Origin of the sequence: Pseudomonas sp. D1-1 (genome assembly GCF_051132225.1) — a bacterium.
In the GTDB taxonomy this organism is placed as follows: Bacteria; Pseudomonadota; Gammaproteobacteria; order Pseudomonadales; family Pseudomonadaceae; genus Aquipseudomonas.
Genome location: NZ_CP071676.1, coordinates 1,434,264 through 1,460,352 on the forward strand (window position 1 = coordinate 1,434,264; position 26,089 = coordinate 1,460,352).

The window sequence follows — 26,089 nt, forward strand, 5'->3', positions numbered from 1 at the left end:
CGTGTCTCTTGTTTTTCTGTGGACGAAGCGAGTCGTTGCCGCAACCCTTGGGTTGCAGGCGGTACGGTGGGGCTGGACGGTTAAAGTGGCTGAGGATCAGCCGGACGGTGCAGGGCGTAGGAGCATGGCGTCGAACCTGTTGTTATTGGTTTTGTGCGAGCGATGGTGAAGGGCCGCCCGGGATCGGTTCAATTGCGATTTGCGGGTTTCGGGCTATTATCGAACGGCAAAACAAACGCAATTCCCTGTGGGAGCGAGCTTGCTCGCGATGGCGTCGGCACACTCAATATCCCTGCAAGCTGACCCAACGCTATCGCGAGCAAGCTCGCTCCCACATTGGAATTTGTGTTGGGCAGGGAATCGGCGCAAACAAAAAGCCCACCTTTCGGTGGGCTTCGTGTTCAGCGTTCAAGCATCCATCAAAACAACTTCGTCTCCGGCGCTTTCTCCGCGATCGGTTCGCGCTTGCCCGTCTCGGCATTCCAGCCGCCGCCCAGGGCCTTGTACAAATTGACCTCGCTGGTCAGTTGCGCAAGGCGATCGGTGATCAGCGATTGCTGCGCGCTGAACAACTGGCGCTGGGCGTCGAGGAAAGTCAGGTTGCTGTCGACGCCGATACGGTAGCGACGCTCGGCCAGGCGGTAGTAGTCCTGGTTGGCGGCGACGAAGTCGGTCTGTGCCTGCAACTGTTCGTTGTAGGTCTGACGCGCGGCCAGGCCGTCGGAGACTTCCTGGAACGCGGTCTGGATCGACTGCTCATACTGCGCGACGTTGATGTCTTTCTGGATCTTCGCGTAATCCAGGCTTGCCCGCAGGCTGCCGGCGTTGAAGATCGGCAGGTTGATCTGCGGAGCGAAGGTCCAGGTGCCCGAGCCGCCCTTGAACAGGCCGGACAGGTCCGGGCTGAGGGTGCCGGCATTGGCCGTCAGGCTGATGCTTGGGAAGAACGCGGCCCGCGCGGCGCCGATATTGGCGTTGGCGGCGAGCAGGTTGCGTTCGGCCTGGAGGATGTCCGGGCGCCGTTGCAGCAGGTCCGAGGGCAAGCCGGGTGGCACTTCGCTGAGCAGGTCGGCGCTCAGCGGTTGTGTCTGCAGGTTGGCCGGCAGGCCGGTGCCCAGCAGCAGGGTCAGGCTGTTTTCGTCCTGGGCCACCTGGCGGGTGTAGCGGGCCAGTTGCACGCGGGCGTTTTCCACCGCCGTACGGGCTTGGCTCAAGTCCAGGGCCGAGGCCACGCCGACTTCGGCGCTGCGCGAGGTCAGCTTCAGGCTTTGCTCATAGGTGCCGAGGGTATCCTGGGTCAATTTGAGCAGTTCCTTGTCGGCCTGCCAGGTCAGGTAAGCGTTGGCGACGTTGGCCACCAGGCTGATCTGGGTGCTGCGGCGGGCTTCTTCGGTGGCGAAGTAGCTTTGCAACGCTTGCTCGCTCAGGCTGCGGACACGACCGAACAGGTCCAGTTCGTAGGCGCTGATCCCCAGCGTCGCCGAGTAGGAGCTGCTGATTGCCGCTTCACCGGTTTGCGAGGCGCGTGCCGGCACCCGCTGGCGGTTGCCGGAGCCGGTGGCCGAGACCGCCGGGAACAGGTCGGCGCGCTGGATGCGGTACTGCGCGGCGTAGGCGTCGATGTTCAGCGCCGCGACGCGCAGGTCGCGGTTGTTTTCCAGGGCGACCTGGATCAGCTGTTGCAGTGCCGGATCGTGGAAGAACTGTTTCCAGCCCTGCTCGGCGGCGGCCTGGCCGGGTGCTTTGGCCGGCTCGTAGGCCGGCCCTTGCGGGTACTGCGCCGCGACCGGTGCTTCGGGCCGCTGATAGTCGGGAATCAGCGAGCATCCGCTGAGCACGACGGCGGCGATGGTCAGGGAGAGTAGCGACTTGCTCATTGGCCAGCCTCTTTAGAAGTTTCAGGAGTGTGGTCCTGGTCGATATTTTTACGTCGACCGATTGACGACACCGTCACGAAGAACAATGGCACCCAGAAGATTGCCAGGATGGTCGCGGTGAGCATACCGCCAATCACGCCGGTACCGATGGCGTGCTGGCTGCCCGAGCCGGCGCCGGTGGAAATGGCCAGCGGGACCACGCCGAGGACGAATGCCAAGGACGTCATGATGATCGGCCGCAGACGCATCCTGCAGGCTTCGATCGCGGCCTCCACCAGAGTCCGGCCCTGTTCATGGAGCTCCTTGGCGAACTCGACGATCAGGATGGCGTTTTTCGCCGCCAGGCCGATGGTCGTCAACAGACCCACCTGGAAGTACACGTCGTTGGACAGGCCGCGCAGGCTGGTGGCCAGCAGGGCACCGATGATCCCCAGCGGCACCACGAGCATGACCGCGATCGGAATCGACCAGCTTTCATACAGCGCCGCCAGGCAGAGGAATACCATCAGCAGCGAGAGCGCGTACAGAGCCGGCGCCTGGGAACCCGACAGGCGTTCCTCGTACGACAGGCCTGTCCAGGAGATGCCGACACCCGCCGGCAGCTTCTGCGCAATGGCCTCGACTTCGGCCATCGCTTCACCCGTGGAGTAACCTGGCGCCGGAGCACCGAGGACTTCCATCGCTTCCACGCCGTTGTAACGGGCCAGTTTCGGCGATCCGTAGGTCCACTCGCCCTTGGCGAAGGCGCTGAACGGCACCATGGTCCCGGCGCTGTTGCGCACGTACCATTTGTTCAGGTCCTCCGGGCTCATGCGCGCGTCCGGTCGGCCTTGAACGTAGACGCGCTTCACCCGACCACGGTCGATGAAGTCATTGACATAGTTACTGCCGAGGGCAATCGACAGCGTATTGTTGATGTCCGAAAGGGTGATGCCCAGGGCACTGGCCTTCTCGTCATCGATGTCCAACTGGTACTGGGGCTCGTCGTTGAGACCGTTCGGACGCACCTGGGTCAGGACCTTGCTCTGCGAAGCCATTCCCAGGAACTGGTTGCGAGCCTCCATCAGTTTTTCGTGACCGATGCCGGCGCGGTCCTGCAGGAACACGTCGAAACCGGTGGCGTTACCCAGTTCCATCACCGCGGGCGGAGCAAAGGCAAACACCATCGCGTCGCGGAACGTGAAGAAGTGCTGCTGGGCGCGGCCGGCGATCTTGAATACGGTGTTGTCGGCGTTTCGCTCTTCCCACGGCTTGAGCATGATGAATGCCATGCCGGAGCTCTGGCCACGACCGGCGAAGTTGAAGCCGGTCACGGTAAACACCGAGGCCACGCCATCCCCTTCACCGCCGTCCTTGCTCGGACGCAGCAGGAACTCACGCATCTTGTCCACGACCACCTGGGTGCGCTCGGCACTGGAGCCGGCCGGTGTCTGCACCTGGGCGAACAACACGCCCTGGTCTTCTTCCGGCAGGAACGCGGTGGGGATGCGGGTGAACAGCCAGACCATGCCGACCAAGATGATCACGTAGGCCAACAGGTACGGAGCCTTGTGCTTGAGCATGTTGCCCACGCCACGCTCGTAGCTGCGGACGCCACGGTCGAAGTTGCGGTTGAACCAGCCGAAGAAACCGCGTTTCGGCGTGCCGTGCTCGCCCTTGGGGATTGGCTTGAGCATGGTGGCGCACAGGGCCGGGGTGAAGATCAGGGCCACCAGCACCGACAGGGCCATGGCCGAGACGATGGTGATGGAGAACTGCTTGTAGATCACGCCGGTGGAGCCGCCGAAGAACGCCATCGGCAGGAGTACCGCCGACAGCACCAGGGCGATGCCCACCAGGGCGCCCTGGATCTGGCCCATGGATTTCTTGGTCGCTTCCTTGGGCGACAGGCCTTCTTCGCTCATCACCCGTTCGACGTTTTCCACCACCACGATGGCATCGTCCACCAGCAAGCCGATGGCCAACACCATGCCGAACATGGTCAGGGTGTTGATGCTGAAACCGAACGCGGCGAGGATCCCGAAAGTACCCAGCAGTACCACCGGCACCGTCATCGTGGTGATGATGGTGGCGCGGAAGTTCTGCAGGAACAGGAACATTACCAGGAACACCAGCGCGACCGCTTCGATCAGGGTTTCAATCACGCCCTTGATCGATTCGCTCACCACTGGCGTGGTGTCGTACGGGAATACCACTTCCAGGCCTTGCGGGAAGAATGGTTTGAGATCATCGACGGTCTGGCGCAGGGCCTTGGCCGTGTCAAGGGCGTTGGCACCGGTCGCCAGTCGCACCGCCAGGCCGGAGGCCGGCAAGCCGTTGAACTGAGCGTTGATACTGTAGTTTTCGCCGCCCAGGGCCACATCGGCGACATCGCCGACGCGCACTTGCGAGCCGTCCGGGTTGACCTTGAGCAGGATCGCCTTGAACTGCTCGGCGGTCTGCAGGCGGGTCTTGCCGATGATGGTGGCGTTCAATTGCTGGCCGGGCAGGGCAGGCAGGCCGCCGAGCTGGCCGGACGCGACCTGGACGTTCTGCGCGGAAACCGCGTTGCTCACATCCACCGGGGTCAGGTTGAATTTGTTCAACTTGGCCGGGTCGAGCCAGATCCGCATGGCGTACTGGGCACCGAAGACCTGGAAGTCGCCGACGCCCTTGGTGCGCGAGATCGGGTCCTGCATGTTCGACACGATGTAGTTGGACAGGTCCTCACGAGTCATGCTGCCATCGCGCGAGACCACGCCGATCACCATCAGGAAGTTTCTCACCGACTTGGTCACGCGGATGCCTTGTTGCTGCACTTCCTGCGGCAACAGCGGAGTGGCCAGGTTCAGCTTGTTCTGCACCTGGACCTGCGCGGTATCGGAGTTGGTGCCTTGCTCGAAGGTTGCGGTGATGGTCATGCTGCCGTCGGAGTTACTTTCCGACGACACATAACGCAGGTTGTCGATACCGTTGAGCTGTTGCTCGATGACCTGCACCACGGTGTCCTGCACGGTTTGTGCGGATGCACCCGGGTAGGTCACCTGGATCGCAATGGCCGGCGGCGCGATGCTCGGGTACTGGTTGATCGGCAACTTGAGGATCGATAGGGCCCCGACCAGCATGATCACCAGGGCAATCACCCAGGCGAAGATTGGACGGTCGATAAAGAATTTCGACATGGTTTACTCCCCTTTGCCGCCGGCGGCTTTGTCAGCTGCCTGAGCGGGGGCCGGGTTCTTTGCGTCGACGTTGGTGGCTTCGGTGGCTTTGACTTCCACCCCTGGCCGTACGTACTGCAACCCTTCGGTGATCAGGCGATCACCGGCCTTGAGGCCGTCTTCGATCAGCCACTGGCTGCCGACGGTACGGCTGGCCTTGAGCTGACGCAGCTCGACCTTGTTGTCCGCGCCCACGACCAGCGCAGTCGGCGTACCCTTGAGGTCGCGGGTCACGCCTTGCTGCGGCGCCAGGATTGCGGCGCTGTTCACGCCGGCCTGCAGCTGCGCGTGGACAAACATGCCCGGCAGCAGCGTGTGCTCAGGGTTGGGGAACACGGCGCGCAAGGTCACGGAACCAGTGGTCGGGTCGACCGAGACTTCAGAGAACTCCAGCTTGCCTTCATGGGGATACTGGCTGCCGTCTTCCAGCGTCAGCTTGACCATGGCGGCATTATCGCCAGCCTTCTGCAAGCGACCGCTTTCCAGCTCACGGCGCAGGTTCAGCAGCTCGACGGAACTCTGCGTCACGTCGACGTAGATCGGATCGAGTTGCTGGATGGTCGCCAGGGCGTCGGTCTGGCCATTGCTCACCAGCGCACCCTCGGTGACCGAGGAGCGCCCGATGCGACCGGAAATCGGCGCGTAGACTTTGGTGTAGCGCACGTTGATCTGGGCCGTCTGCAGGTTCGCTTCCGACTCCAGGCGGTTGGCCACGGCGGTGTCGTACTCCTGGCGGCTGACGGCCTGCTCGTCGACCAATTGCTTGTAGCGATCGGCGATCGACTTGGTGGATCGCAGGTTGGCCTCGGCGCTCTTGAGGTTCGCTTCATAGACGGCCGGGTCGATCTGGTACAGCTGCTGGCCGGCCTTGACGTCGGCGCCTTCCTTGAACAGGCGCTTGAGGATGATGCCGTTGACCTGCGGACGCACTTCGGCGACGCGGAACGCACTGGTGCGGCCCGGCAATTCGGAGGTCAGGGTAAAAGGCTGAGTCTTGAGGGTTACGACGCCGACCTGAGGAGGGGGAGGGGCAGGGGCAGCCTCTTCCTTGTTGCATCCGCTGAGCAGCGATGCCAGGGCGATGGCAGTGACCAGAGCGGTAACAGCTGGCTTGAATTGCATGGAAATCCTCGGGTCCAGGCGCGCAACAGGCGCACTCGAAAAGTGGAAGGTTAAAAAATGAGCATTATTCAATTAATAGGTTGCTAAGAAATATACTTACGTACATGGTTGTTTGTAAACAGCCAAATTGCGTACCATCCGTATTTACAAAAGCCTGACAAAGGCCGATGCAGTCCGGGGACGCGTTCCGACAGGCGCTGCCTCATAGGTTATCCAACCGATCCTTACGCATTGCTTACGCATCCTGATTGAGGTGTTTACTGCCATGGTACGTCGTACCAAAGAAGAAGCCCTGGAGACTCGCAGCCAGATCCTTGAAGCGGCCGAAAAGGCCTTCTTCGAGCGCGGCGTGGCGCGAACGACGCTGGCCGACATCGCGACGCTGGCCGGTGTGACGCGTGGTGCGATCTACTGGCATTTCAGCAACAAGGCGGATTTGCTCCAGGCCATGCTCGATACCTTGCATGAGCCGCTCGATGAGTTGGCCCGCGCCAGCGAAAGCGAGGAGGAACTCGACCCGCTGGGGTGCGTGCGCAAGCTGCTGGTGAGGTTGTTCCAGCAGGTGGCCCTGGACCCGAAAACCCGCCGCATTAATGAGATTCTGTTCCATAAGTGCGAATTCACCGATGAAATGTGCGACTTGCGCCAGCAGCGGCGCGAGGTCAGCCTCGACTGTAACGTGCGAATCGCGCTGTCCCTGCGCAATGCAATGAAACGCGGTCAGATGCCGGATGACCTGGATCCCGAGAGAGCTGCGGTGGCTATCCATGCCTATATCGACGGGATCCTGTATCAGTGGCTGCTGGCGCCGGACAGCTTCGCCCTGGCCGGTGAGGCCGAGCGCTGGGTGGATATCGGGTTGGACATGCTGCGCCTGAGCCCTAACCTGCGCAAATGAAACAAAATGCGTAATTGAGTCGGTTTATGTCAATAGCTCATTCGGACGGCCCTGACGGAATGGTTCCGGGTTCGGGGCACTTTATATACGTAGTGCTGATTCGTTGACAGTCAGCACACGCGTTACTTTGTAGGAAAATTGTGTTTGGTCCGGCAAGCGAGCCCCGTCAGGGCGTAATGCCGGCGCAACAGGCAGATTTCCAGGCGCTCGGGTAACAAGTGTTCAGCCCAGCGTCACCTCCATGGTAAAGCTATAAGGGTCTGTGCTTAATGCACGAGTAATACGGGCAGTACAGTTGATTGGGGTGGTGCCGATAGACATGATTTTACATATCCGAACTGGCGTCACTGTCGGCGCGAAAAGCCCGAACGAAGTGTCAACGCGCAAACCAAACTCAACGAAAGCTCCCACCGTCATTCCGCCGAATTGAATACAGTGGTGGTATATGTCCTTGCTGCGAGAGCCTGGGTTTCGAACGTAGCGGAAGTCTTGACCATAGACGCTGATACCTCCCGAGGGAAGTTGCAAGGTGGCGAGGTTGTCGGCGCTCAGGCCAAGCGTGTTTTTATTGGCATCAAGGTCGTGCTCGGTATTGTTGACGACTTTCATGATGAATCGTGTTGAGTGGGCGGGCGCCTTGGCAGATTCCAACGCCTGGATCTGCCTGTCGTAGTGTTCGTGGTACGCTTTTTCTTCAGCGGAATCGTTTGGTTTTGTATCTGCTGGGTTTTCTGGAAAGTTATTCATATTGCTCTCTTTGCTTGAGATAGTTGATGTTTGGTCGTCGCTAATTTACTCGTGACGACCAGAGGCAATATGAATGATTGAAGTTTTATTTAGAACTTTTAGATGTCGACGAAATGTTTAAACAAAAAGCCCCGCTGTGCAAAGGCGGGGCTTTTTGTTTGCGGCGGGTTAATTACATGACTGGATAGTCGATATACCCCACCGGTCCTTTGCCATAGAAGGTTTCCGGGTGAGGTTCGTTCAGCGGTGCATCGGCTTTCAAGCGTGCCGGCAGGTCCGGGTTGGCAATGAACGGCACGCCGAACGCCACGGCGTCAGCCTTGCCTTCCGCCAGCCAGGCATTGGCACTCTCTTTGGTGAAGCGCTCATTGGCAATGTACGGGCCGCCGAACGCTTGCTTCAGTTGCGGGCCGATGCTGTCCGCGCCTTCTTTCTCGCGCGAGCAGATGAAGGCGATGCCACGCTTGCCCAGTTCGCGGGCCACATAGCTGAAGGTTTCCAGGCGGTTTTCGTCGCCCATGTCATGGGAGTCGGCGCGCGGCGCCAGGTGGACGCCCACGCGGCCGGGGCCCCAGACTTCGATCGCCGCATCAGTCACTTCCAGCAGCAGGCGAGCACGGTTTTCCAGGGAGCCGCCGTAGTTGTCGGTGCGCTGGTTGGTGCTGCTTTGCAGGAACTGGTCGAGCAGGTAGCCGTTGGCGCCATGAATTTCCACGCCATCAAACCCGGCGGCCTTGGCGTTTTCGGCACCCACGCGGTAGGCATCGACGATGTCGGCGATTTCCGCGGTTTCCAATGCGCGCGGCGTCGGGTAGTCGGCCAGCGGACGTACCAGGCTCACATGCCCCTTGGGCTGGATGGCGCTCGGAGCCACCGGAAGCTCACCGTCCAGGTAGGACGGGTGGGAAATCCGGCCGACGTGCCAGAGCTGCAGGAAAATCTTGCCGCCGGCGCCGTGGATGGCTTTGGTCACGTTGGCCCAGCCGCGTACCTGGTCGTTGGACCAGATGCCTGGGGTATCGGGGTAGCCCACGCCCATCGGCGTCACCGAAGTGGCTTCGCTGAGGATCAGCCCGGCGGAGGCGCGTTGCACGTAATACTCGGCCATCAGCGCGTTGGGGACTCGGCCTGCGTCAGCGCGGCAGCGGGTGAGCGGGGCCATGATGATGCGGTTTTTCAGCTCGATGTCACCGAGTTTGATGGGGTCGAAAATTGTCGCCATGAAATGCAACCTCGCAAGTGAAGGGTTAAAAGTCAGTGAGTGGCAGGGGCCAGGTCGGCATTGCCGCCCTGGCGAAAAGTGATCAGGGTTACCAGCAGCGCCAGCACGGCCAGCGCGCCGGCGGCCAGGGGCACGGCTGTCAGGCCCAGGCCATGGTCGATGACACTGCCGCCGACCCAGGCACCCAAGGCATTGCCGATGTTGAAGGCACCGATGTTCAGGGTGGACACCAGGTTTGGCGCGGCTTTGCCGAAGGTCACCACGTTGACTTGCAAGGCCGGCACGGCGGCAAAGCAGGCGGTGGCCCAGAGGAACAGGGTGATTTCAGTCGGGATCAGCGCCACGCTGGTCCAGCTCAGTACGGTGGATACCAGCGCCATGGTCAAAAAGACGCCCATCAGCGTGTTCGCCAGGCTCTTGTCCGCCAGCTTGCCGCCGATGATGTTGCCAAGCGTCAGGCCGAGGCCGATCAGGACCAGGGTCCAGGTCACGCCACGGGGCGAAACGCCGGTGACTTCGCCGAGCAGGGGGGCGACGTAGGTAAACAGCGTGAACACCGAGGCGGAGAACAACGCAGTCATGCTCAGCGACAGCCACAGGCCTGCGCCCTTGAGCGCCACCAGCTCGGCACGCATGTCGAGTTTTTCCTCGTCGCGCTTGGCCGGCAGGAAGCGGATCAGGCCGATCAGCGCGATCACACCGATGACCGTCACGGCCCAGAAAGTCGAGCGCCAGCCGGCCTGCTGGCCCAGTGCGGTGCCCAGCGGTACGCCGAGCACGTTGGCCAGGGTCAGGCCAGTGAACATCAGGGCCACGGCCGAAGCGCGCTTGTTCGGCGCCACCAGGCCGGCCGCCACCACCGAGCCGATGCCGAAGAACGCACCGTGACACAGGGCAGTAACGACCCGGGCGAACATCAGTACGTTGTAGTCGCTGGCGACGGCGCAGAGCAGGTTGCCGACTATGAAAATCCCCATCAGCGCCACCAGCGCAGCCTTGCGCGGCAGCCGCGCGGTGGCCATTGCCATGAACGGCGCACCGATGGCCACGCCCAGCGCATAGCCGGTCACCAGCCAGCCGGCGCCGGGAATCGATACGCCGAGGTCCGCCGCCACATCGGGCAACAGGCCCATGATGACGAATTCCGTCGTGCCGATGGCGAAGGCGCTGAGCGCCAGAATCAAGAGTGAAAGGGGCATTTCGAATCCTTGTCAGGTCAGAGCTCTTGGCTCATTTGCTTGAGGAATTGCTGGATCACGTCCTCGTTGCGTTTGAAGAAGTGCCATTGACCGACCTTCTGGCTGGTGATCAACCCCGCCCGCTGCAGCACCGCCAGATGCGCCGAAACCGTGGACTGCGAAAGGCCGCAGCGCTGATCGATCTGGCCGGCGCAAATACCGAATTCATGGTTGTGCAACTGTTCGGGGAACTGGACTTTGGGGTCCTTGAGCCAGTTGAGGATGTCTCGCCGTACTGGGTGCGCCAGGGCTTTTATTATTTCGTCGAGGTCGAGGGTCATTGGGGCAGCTCTTATGTATAACGCTATATCGCGATGAGGCGAACCTTAAATCGTTGCTTCGCGATATACCAATATGTATTTGATCTGAGGGACGAACAAATCGCTATATCGGGTTATAACGATATAGGCGTGGCGATGGTAAGCTGCCCGCCATGAACTATCTCGCACACCTGCACCTCGGCGGCCCTGGCCGGGAACAACTGCTCGGCAGCCTCTACGGCGATTTCGTCAAAGGGCCGCTGCAGGGGCAGTTCACTCCGCAGATCGAAGCGGCGATCGCCCTGCATCGACGCATCGACATGTACACCGATCGCCATCCGTTGGTGGATATCGCCTTGTCGCGCTTCTCCACGGTCCGCCGGCGTTATGCCGGGATCGTGCTGGATGTGTTTTTCGACCATTGCCTGGCCCGCGACTGGGCGCAGTACGGCGAAGGGCCGCTGCTGGATTTCACTTCCCGGGTCTACCAGGTGCTCGCCGCCGAAGCGCAACTGCCCGGGCGCCTGGCGCAGATCGCGCCGTTCATGGCAGCGGATGACTGGTTGGGTTCCTATAGGGAATTCGACGTGCTCGGGCAGGTGCTGCGCGGTATTTCCCGGCGCCTGTCGCGGCCCGAGGAACTGGCCGGGGCGATGGAGGAGTTGGTCAGGCTGTATGAGCCGTTGAGCGAGGATTTTCGGTTGTTCTATCCACAGTTGCAGGATTTTGCGCAGAATCAGATCACACCGCAAAATTGATATTGTGGGAGCGAGCGTGCTCGCGAAGACAGTGCATCAGTCGATAAAAATATTGGCTGACACACCGTCTTCGCGAGCAGGCTCGCTCCCACAGGGGGCTCATGCGGATTCGGATCAAGCCGCAATCGCCGCAGGCCGTACCGGCGCTTGCTGTTTCTCTGGAATCGTTCCGAACAGCGCCTTGTGCACCGCCTGTTGCGCCTGGAACGCCAGGGCCGCGCGTTCCTGGCCGTGGCAGGCGATGGGCTTCAGCAAGTGGATTTCCACGTCGCCCAGGTCATTGGCAAACAGGCGCATCAGGTGCGACAGCAGGTCATCATCGCCAATGAAGGGAGCCAGCAAGTCGGGTTTGCCGTTACGCAGGTAACGGATCGCCACCGGTTGCAAGGCCACGTCGGCATCGATGGCCGCCGACAGCAGGCGACCATGGAACGTGCGCAGCGAACGTCCGTCGGTGGTCGTGCCCTCAGGGAACATGAGCAGCGGATGCGCTTGCTCCAGATGGCGGCTCATCTGTTTACGAATCAATTGGCTGTCGCCCGAGCCGCGCCGGATGAACAGGCTGCCGGCCTTGGCCGCCAGCCATCCAGCCACCGGCCAGGTGCGCACTTCGGCCTTGGACAGGAATGACAGCGGCGTGAGCATGCCCAGCAGCGGAATGTCAGTCCAGGACACATGGTTGCTGACCCACAGCATCGGCTGTTTTGGCAGGTGTCCATGAACGGTGACGCGAAAGGGCAGGGCATTGCTCAGTCGCGCCATGAAAAACCTCGACCAGCGCTGGCGGCGCACCATCGAATGGGCCAGCCCCAGGCGTTCCAGCAGCCCGAACACACTGGCCATGGCCAGGCCCAGCGCGACGACCAGCAACACGCGCGCGATTCGCGCGTACACCCGCAGCCGGCTCATCACACCGCCGCCTTGAAGTGACGGGCATAACGCGGGCAGAGTTCGTCGCGCTTGAGCAGGATGAACACGTCGGCGACCTGGAAATCCTCGTCCCAGCACGGCTCGCCGCAAATCTTCGCGCCCAGGCGCATATACGCCTTGAGCAGCGGTGGCATCTCGGCGATGACGTTGGACGGAACGTCCAGTGCCGGCAAGGGTTTTTTCGGCACGGCTTGCAGGTGTTCGGTGCACAGGTAGCGTTCGCGCAGGCGTTGCATGATTGCCTGGGCCTGGATGCCGCCGTCTTGCATCGGAATGCTCGCGCAACCCATCAGGTAGCTGTAGCCGCCTTCATTGAGGACTTCGGCCAGTTCGCCCCAGAGCACCGCGATGGTGCCGCCGTTGCGGTAGGCCGGGTCGACGCAGGTGCGGCCGATTTCCAGGATCGGACCCTGGAGATGGACCAGCCCGTGCAGGCTGAATTCTTCTTCGCTGTAGAACCGGCCCAGGCTGCTGGCGGCCTGGTGGTCGAGCAGGCGGGTGGTGGCCACGAGGCGGCCGGTGTTCAGGTCGCGTACGCCGATGTGGGCGCAGTGAACATCATAGTCATCCATGTCCAGACCCAGTTCCGCGCCCTTGAGCTTGGCGTTGAATTCGCCGCTGAAGACGTTGAAGCGCAGGGCCTGTGCTTCGTGCAAGGCCTTGGCGCCAATCAGGCGTTCGGCTTGCAGGCGGCGTTCATTGCCGGTGTCGCTGATGCGGGCGATCTGAGTCATAGCGAATCTCCGTGCGGGCTTTACACCCGTCTTGGGGTGAGCCAATCGACTTTCTTTATGCAGCCATGTTGTGCAAAGTCAGGCTATGTAGCCCCGGTGTCATCGCCATGAAGCTTTGGTGATGCTTATATGACAGCCCACGAGGAACCCCCATGCCTTGGCAAACCCTGATCGAACGCGGCGAGCGGTTGCCTGCCTTTGTGGATCTGGCGGAAGGTTACGCGGGCTTGTTGCAACGGCTGGGGCCGGTCACGCCATTCGAGCTGGCCGTGGCCGGCGCCAAGTTGATGGCCACGCCGGGGCTCGCGTTCCTGGTGGGCTACCAGGCGGCCCTGCGGGCGCTCTGGCCAAGCGCGCCGCAGAGCCTCGGCGCCTTGTGCGCCACCGAGCAGCGCAGCCTGCGCCCGGCGGATATGCAGACCCGTCTCAGCGACTTGCGGGTGAATGGACGCAAGGATTTCGTCACCGCGGGCGATGCCGCCGAATGGCTGCTGATCGCGGCCCGAAGCGAAGCGGCCGGCGAAGCACCGCGGCTGAAGCTGGCGGTGGTCTATGGCGGAGAACCCGGTGTAAACCTGGAAAAACTCCCCGCCATCCCCTTGATGCCGGACATCGGCCATGCTCGGGTATTGCTCGATGGCGCGTTGTGCGAAGTGCTGCCAGGGGACGGCTGGGATGCCTACGTCAAACCGTTCCGTACCCTGGAAGACCTTTATGTGCTCAGTGCAATGGCTGCCTGGCTCTATGGTGTGGGCCAGGAGTGTGATTGGCCGCAGGCCTTGCAACTGCGCCTGTTGGCTCTGCTGGCGGGGTGCGCGGAGGTAAGTCGGCAAAATCCGTCCAGTGCGGCCGGGCATGTGCTGCTGGGTGGGCTGTTCGCGCAGTTCAAGGGGCTTGATGTTGAATTGAACGAGGCACTGGCTGCTGGGCCGGCGTCGTGGCGAGAAATGTGGGGGCGCGACAAAGGAGTCATGGATATCGCGGCGGGCGCGCGGGCCAAGCGGTTGGCCAAGGCGTTGGGCTAGCCTTTGGAGCGACGGGATCTATGTGGGAGCGAGCCTGCTCGCGAATAGCGGAGTGTCAGCCTGCATCCACGCCACAGATCCGGCGCTTTCGCGAGCAGGCTCGCTCCCACCGGGCGCCCCACACACTCAAACTGTCATCAAGCCCGGCTAGGCTCTGCAGGTTCAACCCTGCGAGCCCCACGCATGCCCAGACGCTGGCTGTTGCTTCCGCTGTTGCTGTTGACCCTCACAGCCGGCGCTGAAGACTGGCCCTCAGAACAATGGCCAACCGGCCCGACGCCCACCGGGCCGGCCCTTGAAGCGCTGGAGCAATACGCCTTTACCCAAAGGGATGACAGCACCCGCGAGGGCATCCGCACCGACGCGCTCCTGATCATCCAGGACGGCCGACTGGTCTATGAACGCTACGCCGGACCCACGACCGCCCAGACTCCGCACCTGACCTGGTCCATCAGTAAAAGCCTGCTGGCGACAATCTTCGGCGTGGCCTACGGCGAAAGGCTGTTCGCCCTGGATGATCCCGCTGCCAAGTACTACCCGCCGCTGCAGCGGCACCCGGACATGACCCTGGCCGATCTGTTTCATTGGACTTCCGGCCTGGACTGGCAGGAAGACTACGAATACGCGCCACTCAATTCCTCGGTGGTGGCGATGCTCTACACGCGGGGGCGCCACGACATGGCGGCGTTCACTGCCGCGCACGCAAGCTTCGGCCCGCCCGGGCAAGTGTTCCGTTACTCCAGTGGCGACAGCAACCTGCTGGCGGCGGCGCTGAAAACCATCGTCGGCCCGGCGCGCTATGCCGATTACCCCTGGACGGCCCTGTTCGAACCGCTGGGCATCCGCCACGCGACCTGGGAAACCGACGCCAGCGGCACGTTTGTCGGGTCGTCCTATACCTACCTGACGGCGCAGGACCTGGCGCGTGTCGGCTTGTTGATGCAGCGCGATGGCCGCTGGGGCGACCGACAATTGGTGTCCAAAGACTGGATAGCATTCAATCGCGAGCCTTTCGCCGGATTCCAGGCGGGCCAGGATGAAGCCGTGCCTGGCGGGCATTGGTGGCTCAATCGCGGTGCCGACTCCACCCTCCGCCCATGGCCTGACGCACCGCCGGATACGTTCGCCGCGCTCGGTCACTGGGGCCAGGCGCTGTATATCATTCCCAGCGCCAGGCTGGTGATTGTGCGCTACGGCGATGACCGCGACGGCAGCTACCGCCACAACGAATTGCTCAAGCGCGCCATGGCGGCCTTCGCCGGGGCGGTGCGACCATGAGACGCAACGTGTTGCTCAGCCTGGCGTCGGTGCTGCTCATTGCCCTGTTCGGTTGGGTCTGGTTGGAGCGGGTAGCCCTGCAGGCCTTCCCCGACATCATCAGCGCGTACACCGCCAAGGAGTATTGCTCGTGCCGCTATGTGATGCGGCAGCCAGCCGAGTATTGCCGCGGGTATGTGAAGCAGTCGGTTCCCGTCAGTGATTTTTTCGAGAGTGTTGAAGCCAGACGCGTCACGGTCAGCGGGTTGGGGCGTAGCCACAGTGCGCGCTGGATCGGCGAGCGGCAGGGGTGTCGGTTGGAGTAAATCCATAAACGAAGCGGACCCTGTGGCGAGGGGATTTATCCCCGTTGGGCTGCGTAGCAGTCCTATAGCTGAATGAGTTTCCAATTGACGAATCACTTCGTCTGTTTTGGGGTTGCTACGCAACCCAGCGGGGATAAATCCCCTCGCCACAAGATTCGCAGTGTTCCTGCAGTTGTCGAAACCGACAGTTTGCAATCGCCCCCGTCCCGGTTAAGGTTCGCCACAGGTTTCTCTGCCCTCCGAGTCTGTATGTTCAAGCGGTTTCTCCCCCACGCTGTCATCACGTTGCTGCTGGCCTGCGCCGCGTTGCCGGCCCAGGCCGACTGGTACCTGGACGGCGAATCGTCGCGGCTTTCGTTTATCAGCAGCAAAAACGGCAATGTGTCCGAGGTCCAGCGCTTTCTCGTGCTTCATGGCCAGGTCCAGCCCAAGGGCCTGGCGCGGCTGGAGGTCGAGCTGGAGTCCATCAACAGCGGCGTCCCGCTGCGGGACGAACGCATGCGCGCCGAGCTGTTCGAGATCAAGCAGTTTGCCGAAGCCACTATCACCGCGCAGCTTGACCTGATGCCGATCCAGGACCTGGCCAACGGCGCACAGTTGGAGTTGCGCCTGCCGGTAACGGTGGACCTGCATGGCAAGCAGCACGAATACAACGCCCAACTGCTGGCGACGCGCCTGGATGAGCGACGTTTCCAGGTCGTGACCCTGGAGCCGGTGGTGCTCAACGCGGCGGATTTCGGCCTGACGCCGGGCCTGGAAAAGCTGCGCGCACTGGCCGGATTGTCGACCATCAGCCTGTCGGTGCCGGTGAATGCGGTGCTGATTTTCACGGCGCGCTGACATGAGCGGTCCGGTATTTCCCTGGCGCGAAGGCAATCGCTTCGAGTTGTTGATCGACGGTCCGCAGTTCTTTCCGCGCATGCTGGTGGAAATCGCCCGCGCCCAGGAGCAGGTGGAACTGGAGCTGTATCTGGTGGAGGCGGGCGCTTGCGCCGAGGCGATGGTCCAGGCGCTCGTCCAGGCCGCCGAGCGGGGTGTTCGCGTGCGCTGCCTGTTCGACGACTACGGCAGCCTGGCGTTTACCCTGGGCCTGCGCAATCGCCTGGTCGAGGCAGGTGTGGAGCTGCGGTTCTACAATCGCCTGAGCTGGCGTCGCTGGGTGCGCAATCTTTACCGCGACCATCGCAAGCTGCTGCTGGTCGATCAGCGCCTGGCGGTGGTCGGCGGCACCGGGGTCACCGACGAATTCTGGAACCCTTTGGAAGACCAAAGCGACTGGCACGAGGTGATGGTGGAAATCGTCGGCCCGCTGGTGCTCGACTGGCAGCTTCTGTTCGACCGCCAGTGGCTCGCCAACCGCCATCGTCGGGCCTGGAAACCGGCTTCCAATTTCGGCTTGCCGCGCTTGCCCCGTGTTCCGCCGGTAGGCGAGGGCATGGGCCGGGTGGCCTATGCCGACGCCCGCCAGCACCGCGACATCCTGCAATCACTGTCCCGGGCGTTAAACAGCGGTCAGAAACGTATCTGGATGGCCACGCCGTATTTCCTGCCGACCTGGAACGTGCGCCGCTCCTTGCGCAAGGCCGCCGCCCGGGGCGTCGATGTGCGCCTGCTGCTGACCGGCCCGCGCACCGATCACCCCTCCGTGCGCTACGCCGGCCATCGTTATTACCCGCGCCTGCTCAAGGCCGGTGTGAAGATCTATGAATACCAGCCATGTTTCCTGCATTTGAAAATGGTTCTGGTGGACGATTGGGTCAGCATCGGCTCGTGCAATTTCGATCACTGGAACCTGCGCTTCAACCTGGAGGCCAATCTGGAAGCATTGGACTCAGGACTGAGCAAGGCCGTGGCGATCAGTTTTGAGCGCGATTTCGACCAAAGCCTGCAAGTGAGCCTCGACGCCTGGCAGCGCCGGCCGCTGTGGAAGCGCGTCAAGCAACGGTTGTGGGGATGGGTGGACCGGCTGGTGGTGAATCTGCTGGATCGACGGGGTTAGTCCAGACACCACAGATACAACAGTGGGAGCGAGCCTGCTCGCGAAAGCGGTCCGACAGTCAATGATGCAGTGACTGAAAGATCGCCTTCGCGAGCAGGCTCGCTCCCACAGGGGGATTGCGGTGCGGCTGGCTCAGAGCAACTCGAAACTCTGCTGCTTCACGTCCTGGGAATCCAGGCCGATCTGCACGTTGAACTTGCCCGGTTCAGCGGCGTACTTGAGCTGGGCGTTGAAGAACTTCAGGTCGTCTTCGGTGATGGTGAAGTGGATGACTTTCTTCTCGCCGGCCTTGAGCATCACCTTGCGGAAGTTCTTCAGCTCCTTGACCGGGCGGATGATCGACCCGGTCACATCCTGGATGTACAGCTGCACCACGGTTTCACCGTCACGCTCGCCGGTGTTTTCCAGGGTGATGCTGGCGTCGAGCTTGCCGGTCTTGTTCAGCGTGGTGGACGACAAGGCCATGTCCGACAGGTTGAACGTCGTGTAGCTCAAGCCATAGCCGAACGGGTAGAGCGGGCCGGTGGTGTCGTCGAAATATTGCGAGGTGTAGTTGCCCGGCTTGCCCGGCGTGAACGGCCGGCCGATGCTCAGGTGATTGTAGTAGGTAGGAATCTGCCCGACCGAGCGTGGGAAGGTGATCGGCAGCTTGCCCGACGGGTTGTAGTCGCCGAACAGCACGTCAGCAATGGCGTTGCCGCCTTCGGTGCCGCTGAACCAGGTTTCCAGGATCGCATCGGCTTGCTGTTGTTCCTCCAGCAGCGACAGCGGACGGCCGTTCATCAGCACCAGCACCAAGGGTTTGCCGGTGGCTTTCAGGGCTTTGATCAGCTCGCGCTGGCTGGCCGGGATGTTCAACTCGGTGCGGCTCGAGGACTCGTGGGACATGCCACGGGACTCGCCCACGGCGGCCACGACCACGTCGGCTTCCTTGGCGGCTTTCACCGCTTCATCGATCAGCACCTGGGCCGGGCGCGGGTCATCCACCACTTCCGGTGCGTCGAAATTGAGGAAGTTGAGGTAGTCGAGCACCTTCTTGTCGCCGGTGATATTGGCGCCACGGGCGTAGATCAGCTTCGACTCGCCGCCCAGCGCACGGGCCATGCCGTCGTACACGGTGACCGACATCGCCGGGCGACCGGCGGCGGCCCAGCTGCCCATCATGTCGATCGGCGCCTTGGCCAGCGGACCGACCAGGGCGACCTTCGCGGTCTTCTCCAGAGGCAGGGTCTGGTTGCGGTTTTCCAGCAGTACCAGGCTGCGGCGCGCCACGTCACGGGCATCGGCGCGATGCATGCGGCTGTCGGCATAGACGTCGGCCGGGTCATCCTCGGCCTTGCCGATGCGCAGGTACGGGTCCTTGAACAGGCCCATGTCGTACTTGGCGGCCAGCACTTCACGCACCGCGTTATCAAGGTCGCTCTGCTCGATTTCGCCAGCCTTGAGCAGTCCTGGCAGCTCTTTGCCGTAGAGCGAGTCGTTCATGCTCATGTCGATGCCGGCCTTGATCGCCAGTTTTGCCGCTTCGCGACCGTCCCGGGCGACGCCATGCTTGATCAACTCGAAAATCGCCCCGTGGTCGCTGACGGCCAGGCCCTTGAAGCCCCATTCCTTGCGCAACAGGTCGTGCATCAGCCAGGTGTTGGCGGTGGCCGGCACGCCGTTGATGGAGTTCAGCGCGACCATCACCCCGCCTGCACCGGCGTCGATGGCAGCGCGGTAGGGCGGCAGGTAGTCCTGGTACATTTTCACCGGGCTCATGTCCACGGTGTTGTAGTCCCGGCCGCCTTCCACCGCGCCATACAGGGCGAAGTGCTTGACGCTGGCCATGATGCTGTCGGCGGCGTTGGCGCCGCTGCCCTGGAATGCCTTGACCATCACCCCGGCAATGCGCGACACCAGGTAAGTGTCCTCGCCGAAACCTTCGGAGGTCCGGCCCCAGCGCGGGTCGCGGGAGATATCGACCATCGGCGCAAAGGTGATGTCCAGGCTGTCGGCCGCCGCTTCCTTGGCCGCGATACGACCGGAGCGGTAGATGGCGTCCATGTCCCAGCTCGAAGCCAGGGCCAGGGGAATCGGGAAAATGGTCCGGTGGCCATGGATCACGTCATAGGCGAAGAACATCGGGATCTTCAACCGGCTGCGCATGGCCGCGTCCTGCATCGGACGGTTTTCGTCGCGGGTGATGGAGTTGAACGTACCACCGATGTTGCCCGCGGCAATTTCCTTGCGGATCATCTCCCGGGGCATTTCCGGGCCGATGCTGATCAGGCGCAGTTGGCCGATCTTTTCCTCGAGGGTCATCTGCTTCATCAGGCTGCTGATGAAAGCGTCCTTGTTCTCCATGGGGGCTGGCAGGTTGTCGGCTAATACGGATTGACTGGCCAGGGTGACAAACAGGCCCAGCAAACACAGCTTCTTCATGAATTGTTTTCTCGCAAGCCTAAAGGGCGGTGATCAGGACACGCCGGTCAGCCTAAATGTGAGGAGCGGCTATTGTTGTTCGGGTGTTTCCAGTTAAATGCAGCACACTTTCGAGCTTGTGCCGATGAACTTAGTTTCGCACCGGGCATCTTTTAGCCCATCAACCCGATTCGATCCAGTGCGGCGGCGATTATGCCCCAGACGCCGGTAAGATAGGTGGCGGTGTTTTTTTAATGCAATGCAAGGGAGCGCTTGACCTGATGAATCCACGACTGAACCACCTTCGCGGCCTGCAAATGCTGGCCCTGATGCTCTTCACAACATTGCTGGCCGGTTGTGGCATCAACAACATCCCGACGCTGGACGAGCAGGCCAAGGCGGCCTGGGGTCAGGTGCAGAACCAATACCAACGCCGCGCCGACCTCATTCCCAACCTGGTGGAAACCGTCAAGGGTTATGCCCGGCACGAACAGGAAACCCTGACCGCAGTAATCGAAGCGCGGGCCAAGGCCACCTCGATCCAGGTCGATGCCAATACCTTGGACAATCCGGAAAAACTCAAGCAGTTCCAACAAGCCCAGGACCAGTTGAGCGGGGCGTTGAGCCGCTTGATGGTGGTGTCCGAGCGCTACCCGGACCTGAAGGCCAACCAGAACTTCCTGGCGTTGCAATCGCAACTCGAAGGCACCGAGAACCGCATTGCCGTGGCGCGTCGCGACTTCATCCTGGCGGTGCAGAAGTACAACACCGAAATCCGTACGTTCCCCGGCCGCCTGTGGCACAGCGTGATGTACAGCGACTTGCCGATCCGCGAAACCTTCGAGGCGACCAGCCCGAATGCCGAAAAAGCGCCTGAAGTGAAGTTCTGAAAAAACTGTGGGAGCGAGCTTGCTCGCGATGGCGGCCAAACATCCAGCATTGATGCAAACTGATCCACCGCTATCGCGAGCAAGCTCGCTCCCACACAGGAGTTCTGATGCGAGTGTTGAAATTTGGCCTGGTGCTGTTGCTCTGGGTCTTTGCCATCACGGCCCAGGCCGAGTTGAAATTTCCGGCATTGACGGGGCGGGTGGTGGACTCCGCCCAACTACTCGACCCGTCGGTGCGCACGCAACTCGATGCGCAACTCAAGGCCCATGAGCAGGCGACCAGTGAGCAGGTGGTTGTCGTCACCCTGCCGGACCTGCAGGGCACCAGCATCGAAGACTTCGGTTACCAATTAGGCCGCCACTGGGGCATCGGGCAGAAGGATAAAAACAACGGCGCGCTGCTGATCGTCGCCCGCGATGACCGTAAACTGCGGATCGAAGTGGGGTATGGCCTGGAAGATCGGCTGACCGATGCCCAGAGCTCCGTCATCATCAATCAGGTCATCACTCCGGCATTCAAGACGGGAAATTTCAACAAGGGCATCAGCGACGGCGTCGCGGCGATGCTCGTGGTGTTGGGCGGCAGTCCGCTGGATGAGCCAGCCCCTGCGTATGACGCGGGAGGGCAGGGTGAGGGCGACTTCATCGACCGGCATGCGGGGCTGATAATCTTCCTGGCGATGCTGTTCATCCTGACGATAGGCGTTTGCCAGGTGCTTGGTATCCTGCCGAGCAGTGGCGGTTCCGGCGGTGGCAGCTCCAGAAGCGGCGGTGGCGGTTTCGGCGGCGGCGGTGGCGGAGGCTTCAGCGGTGGCGGAGGCAGTTTTGGTGGCGGCGGTTCGTCGGGCGGCTGGTGAGCATAATAATGAGCAGGCATTTTTGACATGGCATTACTGACTGAACACGAACAACGCAAGGTGGCCGAGGCCATTGCCCGGGTCGAGCGCGACACCGATGCCGAACTGGTAACGGTGCTTGCTGCTCGCGCCGACGACTACGCCTACATCCCGCTGCTCTGGGCCAGCTTGCTGGCCCTGGTGGCCCCCGGCGTGGTGCATTACCTGACGGGCTGGCTGACCACGCACAGCTTGCTGTTGGTGCAGTGGGGCAGTTTCATCGGGTTGTGCCTGCTGTTTCGCCTGCCTGCTATCACCACGTACCTGATCCCTCGCTCAGTACGTCACTGGCGAGCGTCGAACCTGGCGCGCCGGCAATTTCTCGAGCAGAACCTGCACCATACGGTGGACGGCACAGGCATGCTGATCTTCGTTTGCGAGGCCGAGCGGTATGTGGAAATCCTGGTGGACGAGGGCATTTCCAAGCGACTCGACAATAAGCATTGGGAGGCGATTGTCGCGGCATTTACCCAGCAGGTTCGCCAGGGCCAGACGTTGCAAGGCTTTGTGACGTGCATTGAAGCCTGCGGCGAACTGCTCAAGGCGCATGTGCCGGTGACCCATGCGCGCAATGAGTTGCCGAATCGGTTGGTGGTGCTCGGCTGACACTATTTTCTGTCGGACACCGTTGTGGCGGGAGCGCCATTTTGGCGAGGGAGCTTGCTCCCGCTGGAGTGCGAAGCGCTCCCCATCGGTCTGAAGGGTTGAGTCAGGCCTCAAATCGGGCGACTGCTTCGCAGCCGAGCGGGAGCAAGCTCCCTCGCCACAGAAGCCTGTTGACCTATGAAGATGGACTATCACTTTTGCACCGTTGGGGAAATTCCCCGTGCCCTGGCTTCCCATCCCCCCTAAAATACCCGCCATTCCCGATCCGCCCGCCCCGAGGCCGCTTTTCCATGTCCGTCACTGCAACTTCCGCCCGTCCCGCGCCGGATCACCACGCCCAGTTCATCGAGCTGTTGCAGGCCAGCCTTGGGCAGAACGCCTTCATCAAGCTCGTACTGGCCAAATACGTCGGTGACGAAGCCGATCTGCAGCGGCTGATCATCAAGCAACTGACGGTCAAGGATCAGCCGTGCCTGTCCTTCGTCTACCGCTACAAGACGCGCGACATCACCAAGAACTTCCCGCTGGCCGAAGGCGTTGAGACGGTCGCCGCGCTGTTGCCGGCCTCGTTCAAGAACGCACATCTGCTGGCAATCACTGACGAGGCGCAGCTGGAATACAGCAAGAAGGGCAAGAGCTCGTTGTTCAAGAGCAAGCCCCAGCAACTGCGGGAAGTGCCGTCCGCGGGGCACAACCGTGAAAAAAACCGCTTCCTCGATCTGAGCCGGCCGTTCCTCGCCGACCTGGGCGTGACCAACCACAAGCACGAGCTGATTCCGGCGATGTCGCGCAAGTGGAAGCAGATCAACAAGTTCATCGAAGTCTTCAGCCACGCGTTGACGTCTTCGCCGCTGGCGCTGGACAAACCGGTGCGGGTCGCGGATTTCGGCTCGGGCAAGGGCTACCTGACGTTCGCCATCCATGATTACTTGCGCAACACCTTGCAGGCCGAGGGGCTGGTGACAGGCGTCGAATTGCGCGAGGACATGGTCAAGCTGTGCAACGAAGCCGCCGCGCGGCTTGAGCATCCGGGCCTGGAGTTCCAGCACGGGGACGTGCGCAGCGTCGCGCCGCGTGAAGTGGACGTGATGATCGCCCTGCATGCCTGCGACATTGCCACCGACTACGCGATCCACATGGGCATCCGCTCGGGAGCCTCGATCATCATGTGTTCACCGTGCTGTCACAAGCAGATCCGCCTGCAGATCCAGAGCCCGGCGCTGCTCAAGCCGATGCTCCAATATGGCCTGCACCTGGGCCAACAGGCGGAAATGGTCACCGACAGTCTGCGGGCGCTGTACCTCGAAGCCTGTGGCTACGAGACCAAGGTATTCGAGTTCATCTCCCTGGACCACACCAACAAGAACAAGATGATCCTGGCGGTCAAGCGCCCGGAACCGGTGGATGCCATCGAACTCCTCGCCAGGATCGAAGAGCTGAAGGCGTTTTACCGCATCACCGAACATTGCCTGGAAACGCTGCTGCGGGCTGACGGCTACCTCGCCTGACAGTTCGCCTGCCCCGAACCCTGTGGGAGCGAGCCTGCTCGCGAAAGCATTATTTCAGCCGGTAGTTACTGAGCTGACACACCGTTTTCGCGAGCAGGCTCGCTCCCACAGGTTCATTCGCCATTCCTGAAGGTGCAATCCGTCAGTTAATCTCGGGAGATCGCTACTGCGGACTACCTTTAATGCGTTCCCCCACGCATCCCAAAGGAGCCCATGCCATGGCCGCGAAGAAAATCCTCATGCTGGTCGGCGATTACGTCGAAGATTATGAAGTGATGGTGCCTTTTCAGGCCTTGCAGATGATCGGCCACACAGTGCACGCGGTGTGCCCGGACAAAACCACCGGACAGACGGTGCGCACCGCGATCCATGATTTCGAAGGCGACCAGACCTACAGCGAGAAGCCTGGGCATCTGTTTGCCCTCAACCATGATTTCGCCAGCGTCCAGGCCAGCGACTATGACGCGCTGCTGGTGCCGGGCGGTCGTGCGCCGGAATACCTGCGCCTGAATGAAAGCGTCCTGCAACTGGTGCGCGATTTCGATTTGGCGGGCAAGCCGATCGCCGCGGTGTGCCATGGGGCGCAATTGCTGGCGGCGGCAGGCATCCTGGAAGGGCGCGAATGCAGCGCCTATCCAGCATGTGCTCCGGAGGTGCGCCTGGCCGGCGGGACGTTCATCGATATTCCAGTGACCGAAGCCCATGTCCAAGGCAACCTGGCCACCGCACCGGCGTGGCCCGCCCATCCGAACTGGCTGGCGGGGTTCCTGACGCTGCTGGGCACGGCCATCACCTTGTAGAAGCCAGGGGCTACGCGCCGCACTCGTCCGATAGAGTGAGCTCTTGTGGCGAGGGAGCTTGCTCCCGCTGGAGCGCGAAGCGGTCCCATCGCGTAAATGGCGACCGCTTCGCAGTCGAGCGGGAGCAAGCTCCCTCGCCACGGTTCTGCGCTGCCCGTCTGATCTAAACCTCCACCGGCACCGCCAGCTTCGGATCGCCCAGTGGGTGGGTCTTGGCATCGAAGAAGCGCAATTGCGTGTCCAGGCCCTCGAACAATTTGGCGTAATGCCGCTTCTGATGCTGGATGAACGCCTGGCTGCGCGGGTAAATCGAGATGGCCACGGTCCTCGGCGCCGCTTGGCGCAGGGCATGGACGATATGGCTGTCCTGCTCGCCCAAGGCGTGGCCGAACAGACACAGATTGTCGTCGTGGTGCAACAACTGGTCGTAGCAGAACGACAGGTAATCGCTGCTGCGGATGGTCTTGAGTTTGTCCTGGCTCGGCCCTTCGCTGACAAAAAGCGGCACGTCGTCGAGGGTCTTGAGGGTGTTGTTGATGGCAAAACTGCCCAACAGCGTGCCTTCGGTGGAAGCGAGCTTGCGTGCCGTGCCGTCCTGGTCGCGCACCAAATGCAGGCCGCCGTGCAGATACAACAGGCGCGGCTTGTCTGTACTGGTCCGACTCGGATCGAAGCTGTGATCGGCACCCAGGAACAGATCGGTGAGGTTCTCGGGCGTATGCTGGATCGCCCAATAGCTGAGCAGATCGTAGTTGGTGGTGAACACTGTGCGGTAGCGGCCCAGCTCCTGATTGAGACTTCCCAGGGTCGAGGGTTGCACCAGTCGCCAGGGGATATGCACCGCGTGCACGGTGTTGATCAAGGCTTCCTTGATCGCGTAATAGCGATTGCGCGGGGCGGCGGAGCTGACGGCCAGGGCCTTGTTGACCCGGCTGGTGGTTTTCAACGCGCCCAGTACCTGCTCGAAACTGCGGGTCTGCAGGGCGTCGAAGACGCTCAGTTCCGAAGGGCTCAGTGGTTTTTCCTCGACGGTGCGGGCGTTCTCGAACAACGAGTCATAGCCGAAATCGTCCCACACGGCGCGGCTCGCGCCATTGCCCACCAGCAGGCCGCTGAAAGCGGTGTCGGTGCGCAACGTCTCCCAATTTTCGAGCCGGGCGTCGTATTCCTGGAAATCGGTCATTGCGAAAGTCATCTCAAAACGTGGCAAAGGCAGGACGCGACTTTATCACGACCCAGTCCTGAGCCAGATCAAGATACGTCGTGACCGGCCGATAACCTTTCAGGCGTTCTGACCGAGCGGTTTACTGCGGCGGACCGGGCGCCTGGGCTATCCTCACCGGTATTCAGGGCGCGCGCTGGCCTGGCGATTTCCCGGTTCGTTCATTGCTGC

The 26,089-nt window shown here is 61.8% G+C and carries 23 protein-coding genes; 12 read left to right on the plus strand and 11 right to left on the minus strand.

Annotation, left to right across the window (positions count from 1 at the left end; translation table 11 throughout):
- Positions 1-419 precede the first annotated feature (419 nt).
- The 3 genes from adeC to J3P86_RS06345 are packed head-to-tail and all read right to left on the minus strand — an operon-like array spanning position 420 to position 6,199.
- The gene (gene adeC / locus J3P86_RS06335) at positions 420-1,877 is read right to left on the minus strand and encodes an AdeC/AdeK/OprM family multidrug efflux complex outer membrane factor (protein WP_434625594.1); all 1,458 of its coding nucleotides are present in this window, start codon (positions 1,875-1,877) and stop codon (positions 420-422) included.
- A complete protein-coding gene (gene emhB, locus J3P86_RS06340) occupies positions 1,874-5,038 on the minus strand; it encodes an efflux RND transporter permease subunit EmhB (RefSeq protein ID WP_434653431.1) in 3,165 nt (1,054 codons plus the stop codon). The genes adeC and emhB overlap by 4 nt, the downstream gene beginning before the upstream one ends.
- Positions 5,039-5,041: 3 nt before the next feature.
- Positions 5,042-6,199, minus strand: coding sequence for an efflux RND transporter periplasmic adaptor subunit (locus J3P86_RS06345; protein WP_434699683.1), 1,158 nt, complete (start codon positions 6,197-6,199; stop codon positions 5,042-5,044).
- Positions 6,200-6,464: 265 nt separating this feature from the next.
- Between J3P86_RS06345 and J3P86_RS06350 the strand changes: the two genes are divergently transcribed.
- Complete coding sequence (locus tag J3P86_RS06350) at positions 6,465-7,097, plus strand: TetR family transcriptional regulator (RefSeq protein ID WP_305496265.1); 633 nt, start codon at positions 6,465-6,467, stop codon at positions 7,095-7,097.
- 222 nt (positions 7,098-7,319) lie between these two features.
- Here J3P86_RS06350 and J3P86_RS06355 read toward each other — a convergent pair whose 3' ends face one another.
- From J3P86_RS06355 to J3P86_RS06370, 4 genes are all read right to left on the minus strand, one after another.
- Positions 7,320-7,844 carry a hypothetical protein gene (locus J3P86_RS06355; protein ID WP_434699685.1) on the minus strand — a complete coding sequence of 175 codons (525 nt, stop codon included), beginning with the start codon at positions 7,842-7,844 and terminating at the stop codon, positions 7,320-7,322.
- Positions 7,845-8,016: 172 nt separating this feature from the next.
- Positions 8,017-9,066: an alkene reductase gene (locus J3P86_RS06360; protein ID WP_434699687.1), complete on the minus strand. Its 1,050-nt coding sequence runs from the start codon at positions 9,064-9,066 to the stop codon at positions 8,017-8,019.
- 32 nt (positions 9,067-9,098) lie between these two features.
- The gene (locus tag J3P86_RS06365; RefSeq protein WP_305496263.1) at positions 9,099-10,265 is read right to left on the minus strand and encodes an MFS transporter; all 1,167 of its coding nucleotides are present in this window, start codon (positions 10,263-10,265) and stop codon (positions 9,099-9,101) included.
- 17 nt (positions 10,266-10,282) lie between these two features.
- The gene (locus tag J3P86_RS06370; protein ID WP_014336977.1) at positions 10,283-10,585 is read right to left on the minus strand and encodes an ArsR/SmtB family transcription factor; all 303 of its coding nucleotides are present in this window, start codon (positions 10,583-10,585) and stop codon (positions 10,283-10,285) included.
- Positions 10,586-10,737: 152 nt separating this feature from the next.
- Between J3P86_RS06370 and J3P86_RS06375 the strand changes: the two genes are divergently transcribed.
- The gene (locus tag J3P86_RS06375; protein ID WP_434625583.1) at positions 10,738-11,322 is read left to right on the plus strand and encodes an ACP phosphodiesterase; all 585 of its coding nucleotides are present in this window, start codon (positions 10,738-10,740) and stop codon (positions 11,320-11,322) included.
- Positions 11,323-11,436: 114 nt separating this feature from the next.
- Here J3P86_RS06375 and J3P86_RS06380 read toward each other — a convergent pair whose 3' ends face one another.
- Together J3P86_RS06380 and olsB are read right to left on the minus strand one after the other, a co-directional pair.
- A complete protein-coding gene (locus J3P86_RS06380; RefSeq protein WP_434625581.1) occupies positions 11,437-12,231 on the minus strand; it encodes a lysophospholipid acyltransferase family protein in 795 nt (264 codons plus the stop codon).
- On the minus strand, positions 12,231-12,986 hold the full coding sequence (gene olsB, locus J3P86_RS06385) for an L-ornithine N(alpha)-acyltransferase (protein ID WP_434653417.1): 756 nt from the start codon (positions 12,984-12,986) through the stop codon (positions 12,231-12,233). The genes J3P86_RS06380 and olsB overlap by 1 nt, the downstream gene beginning before the upstream one ends.
- Positions 12,987-13,138: 152 nt before the next feature.
- Here olsB and J3P86_RS06390 point away from each other — a divergent pair, with 152 nt between their 5' ends.
- The 5 genes from J3P86_RS06390 to J3P86_RS06410 all read left to right on the plus strand — a co-directional run bounded on the left by J3P86_RS06390 (position 13,139) and on the right by J3P86_RS06410 (position 17,593).
- Positions 13,139-14,011 carry an acyl-CoA dehydrogenase gene (locus J3P86_RS06390; RefSeq protein ID WP_434699688.1) on the plus strand — a complete coding sequence of 291 codons (873 nt, stop codon included), beginning with the start codon at positions 13,139-13,141 and terminating at the stop codon, positions 14,009-14,011.
- Between the two features lie 183 nt (positions 14,012-14,194).
- Entirely contained in the window at positions 14,195-15,289 is a 1,095-nt protein-coding gene (locus J3P86_RS06395) for a serine hydrolase domain-containing protein (protein ID WP_434699689.1), read from the plus strand.
- On the plus strand, positions 15,286-15,594 hold the full coding sequence (locus J3P86_RS06400; RefSeq protein ID WP_434699691.1) for an amidase: 309 nt from the start codon (positions 15,286-15,288) through the stop codon (positions 15,592-15,594). Before J3P86_RS06395 ends, J3P86_RS06400 begins: the two co-directional genes overlap by 4 nt.
- A 249-nt stretch (positions 15,595-15,843) precedes the next feature.
- Positions 15,844-16,434 carry a YceI family protein gene (locus J3P86_RS06405; RefSeq protein WP_434699692.1) on the plus strand — a complete coding sequence of 197 codons (591 nt, stop codon included), beginning with the start codon at positions 15,844-15,846 and terminating at the stop codon, positions 16,432-16,434.
- A gap of 1 nt (position 16,435) precedes the next feature.
- Positions 16,436-17,593: a phospholipase D-like domain-containing protein gene (locus J3P86_RS06410; RefSeq protein ID WP_434699693.1), complete on the plus strand. Its 1,158-nt coding sequence runs from the start codon at positions 16,436-16,438 to the stop codon at positions 17,591-17,593.
- Positions 17,594-17,725: 132 nt separating this feature from the next.
- Here J3P86_RS06410 and bglX read toward each other — a convergent pair whose 3' ends face one another.
- Positions 17,726-20,017: a beta-glucosidase BglX gene (gene bglX, locus J3P86_RS06415; protein WP_434699694.1), complete on the minus strand. Its 2,292-nt coding sequence runs from the start codon at positions 20,015-20,017 to the stop codon at positions 17,726-17,728.
- A gap of 260 nt (positions 20,018-20,277) precedes the next feature.
- Here bglX and J3P86_RS06420 point away from each other — a divergent pair, with 260 nt between their 5' ends.
- The 5 genes from J3P86_RS06420 (at position 20,278) to J3P86_RS06440 (ending at position 24,696) form a co-directional block, all read left to right on the plus strand.
- Entirely contained in the window at positions 20,278-20,886 is a 609-nt protein-coding gene (locus tag J3P86_RS06420) for a LemA family protein (RefSeq protein WP_305496253.1), read from the plus strand.
- A 107-nt stretch (positions 20,887-20,993) separates the two neighbouring features.
- Positions 20,994-21,743 carry a TPM domain-containing protein gene (locus tag J3P86_RS06425; RefSeq protein ID WP_434699695.1) on the plus strand — a complete coding sequence of 250 codons (750 nt, stop codon included), beginning with the start codon at positions 20,994-20,996 and terminating at the stop codon, positions 21,741-21,743.
- Positions 21,744-21,770: 27 nt separating this feature from the next.
- Positions 21,771-22,388 carry a TPM domain-containing protein gene (locus J3P86_RS06430; RefSeq protein ID WP_434625566.1) on the plus strand — a complete coding sequence of 206 codons (618 nt, stop codon included), beginning with the start codon at positions 21,771-21,773 and terminating at the stop codon, positions 22,386-22,388.
- A gap of 290 nt (positions 22,389-22,678) precedes the next feature.
- Positions 22,679-23,896 carry a class I SAM-dependent methyltransferase gene (locus J3P86_RS06435; RefSeq protein WP_434695606.1) on the plus strand — a complete coding sequence of 406 codons (1,218 nt, stop codon included), beginning with the start codon at positions 22,679-22,681 and terminating at the stop codon, positions 23,894-23,896.
- A gap of 218 nt (positions 23,897-24,114) precedes the next feature.
- A complete protein-coding gene (locus J3P86_RS06440; RefSeq protein ID WP_434603030.1) occupies positions 24,115-24,696 on the plus strand; it encodes a DJ-1/PfpI family protein in 582 nt (193 codons plus the stop codon).
- A 163-nt stretch (positions 24,697-24,859) separates the two neighbouring features.
- Here J3P86_RS06440 and J3P86_RS06445 read toward each other — a convergent pair whose 3' ends face one another.
- A complete protein-coding gene (locus J3P86_RS06445) occupies positions 24,860-25,879 on the minus strand; it encodes a DUF4917 family protein (protein WP_434699697.1) in 1,020 nt (339 codons plus the stop codon).
- Positions 25,880-26,089 lie beyond the last annotated feature (210 nt).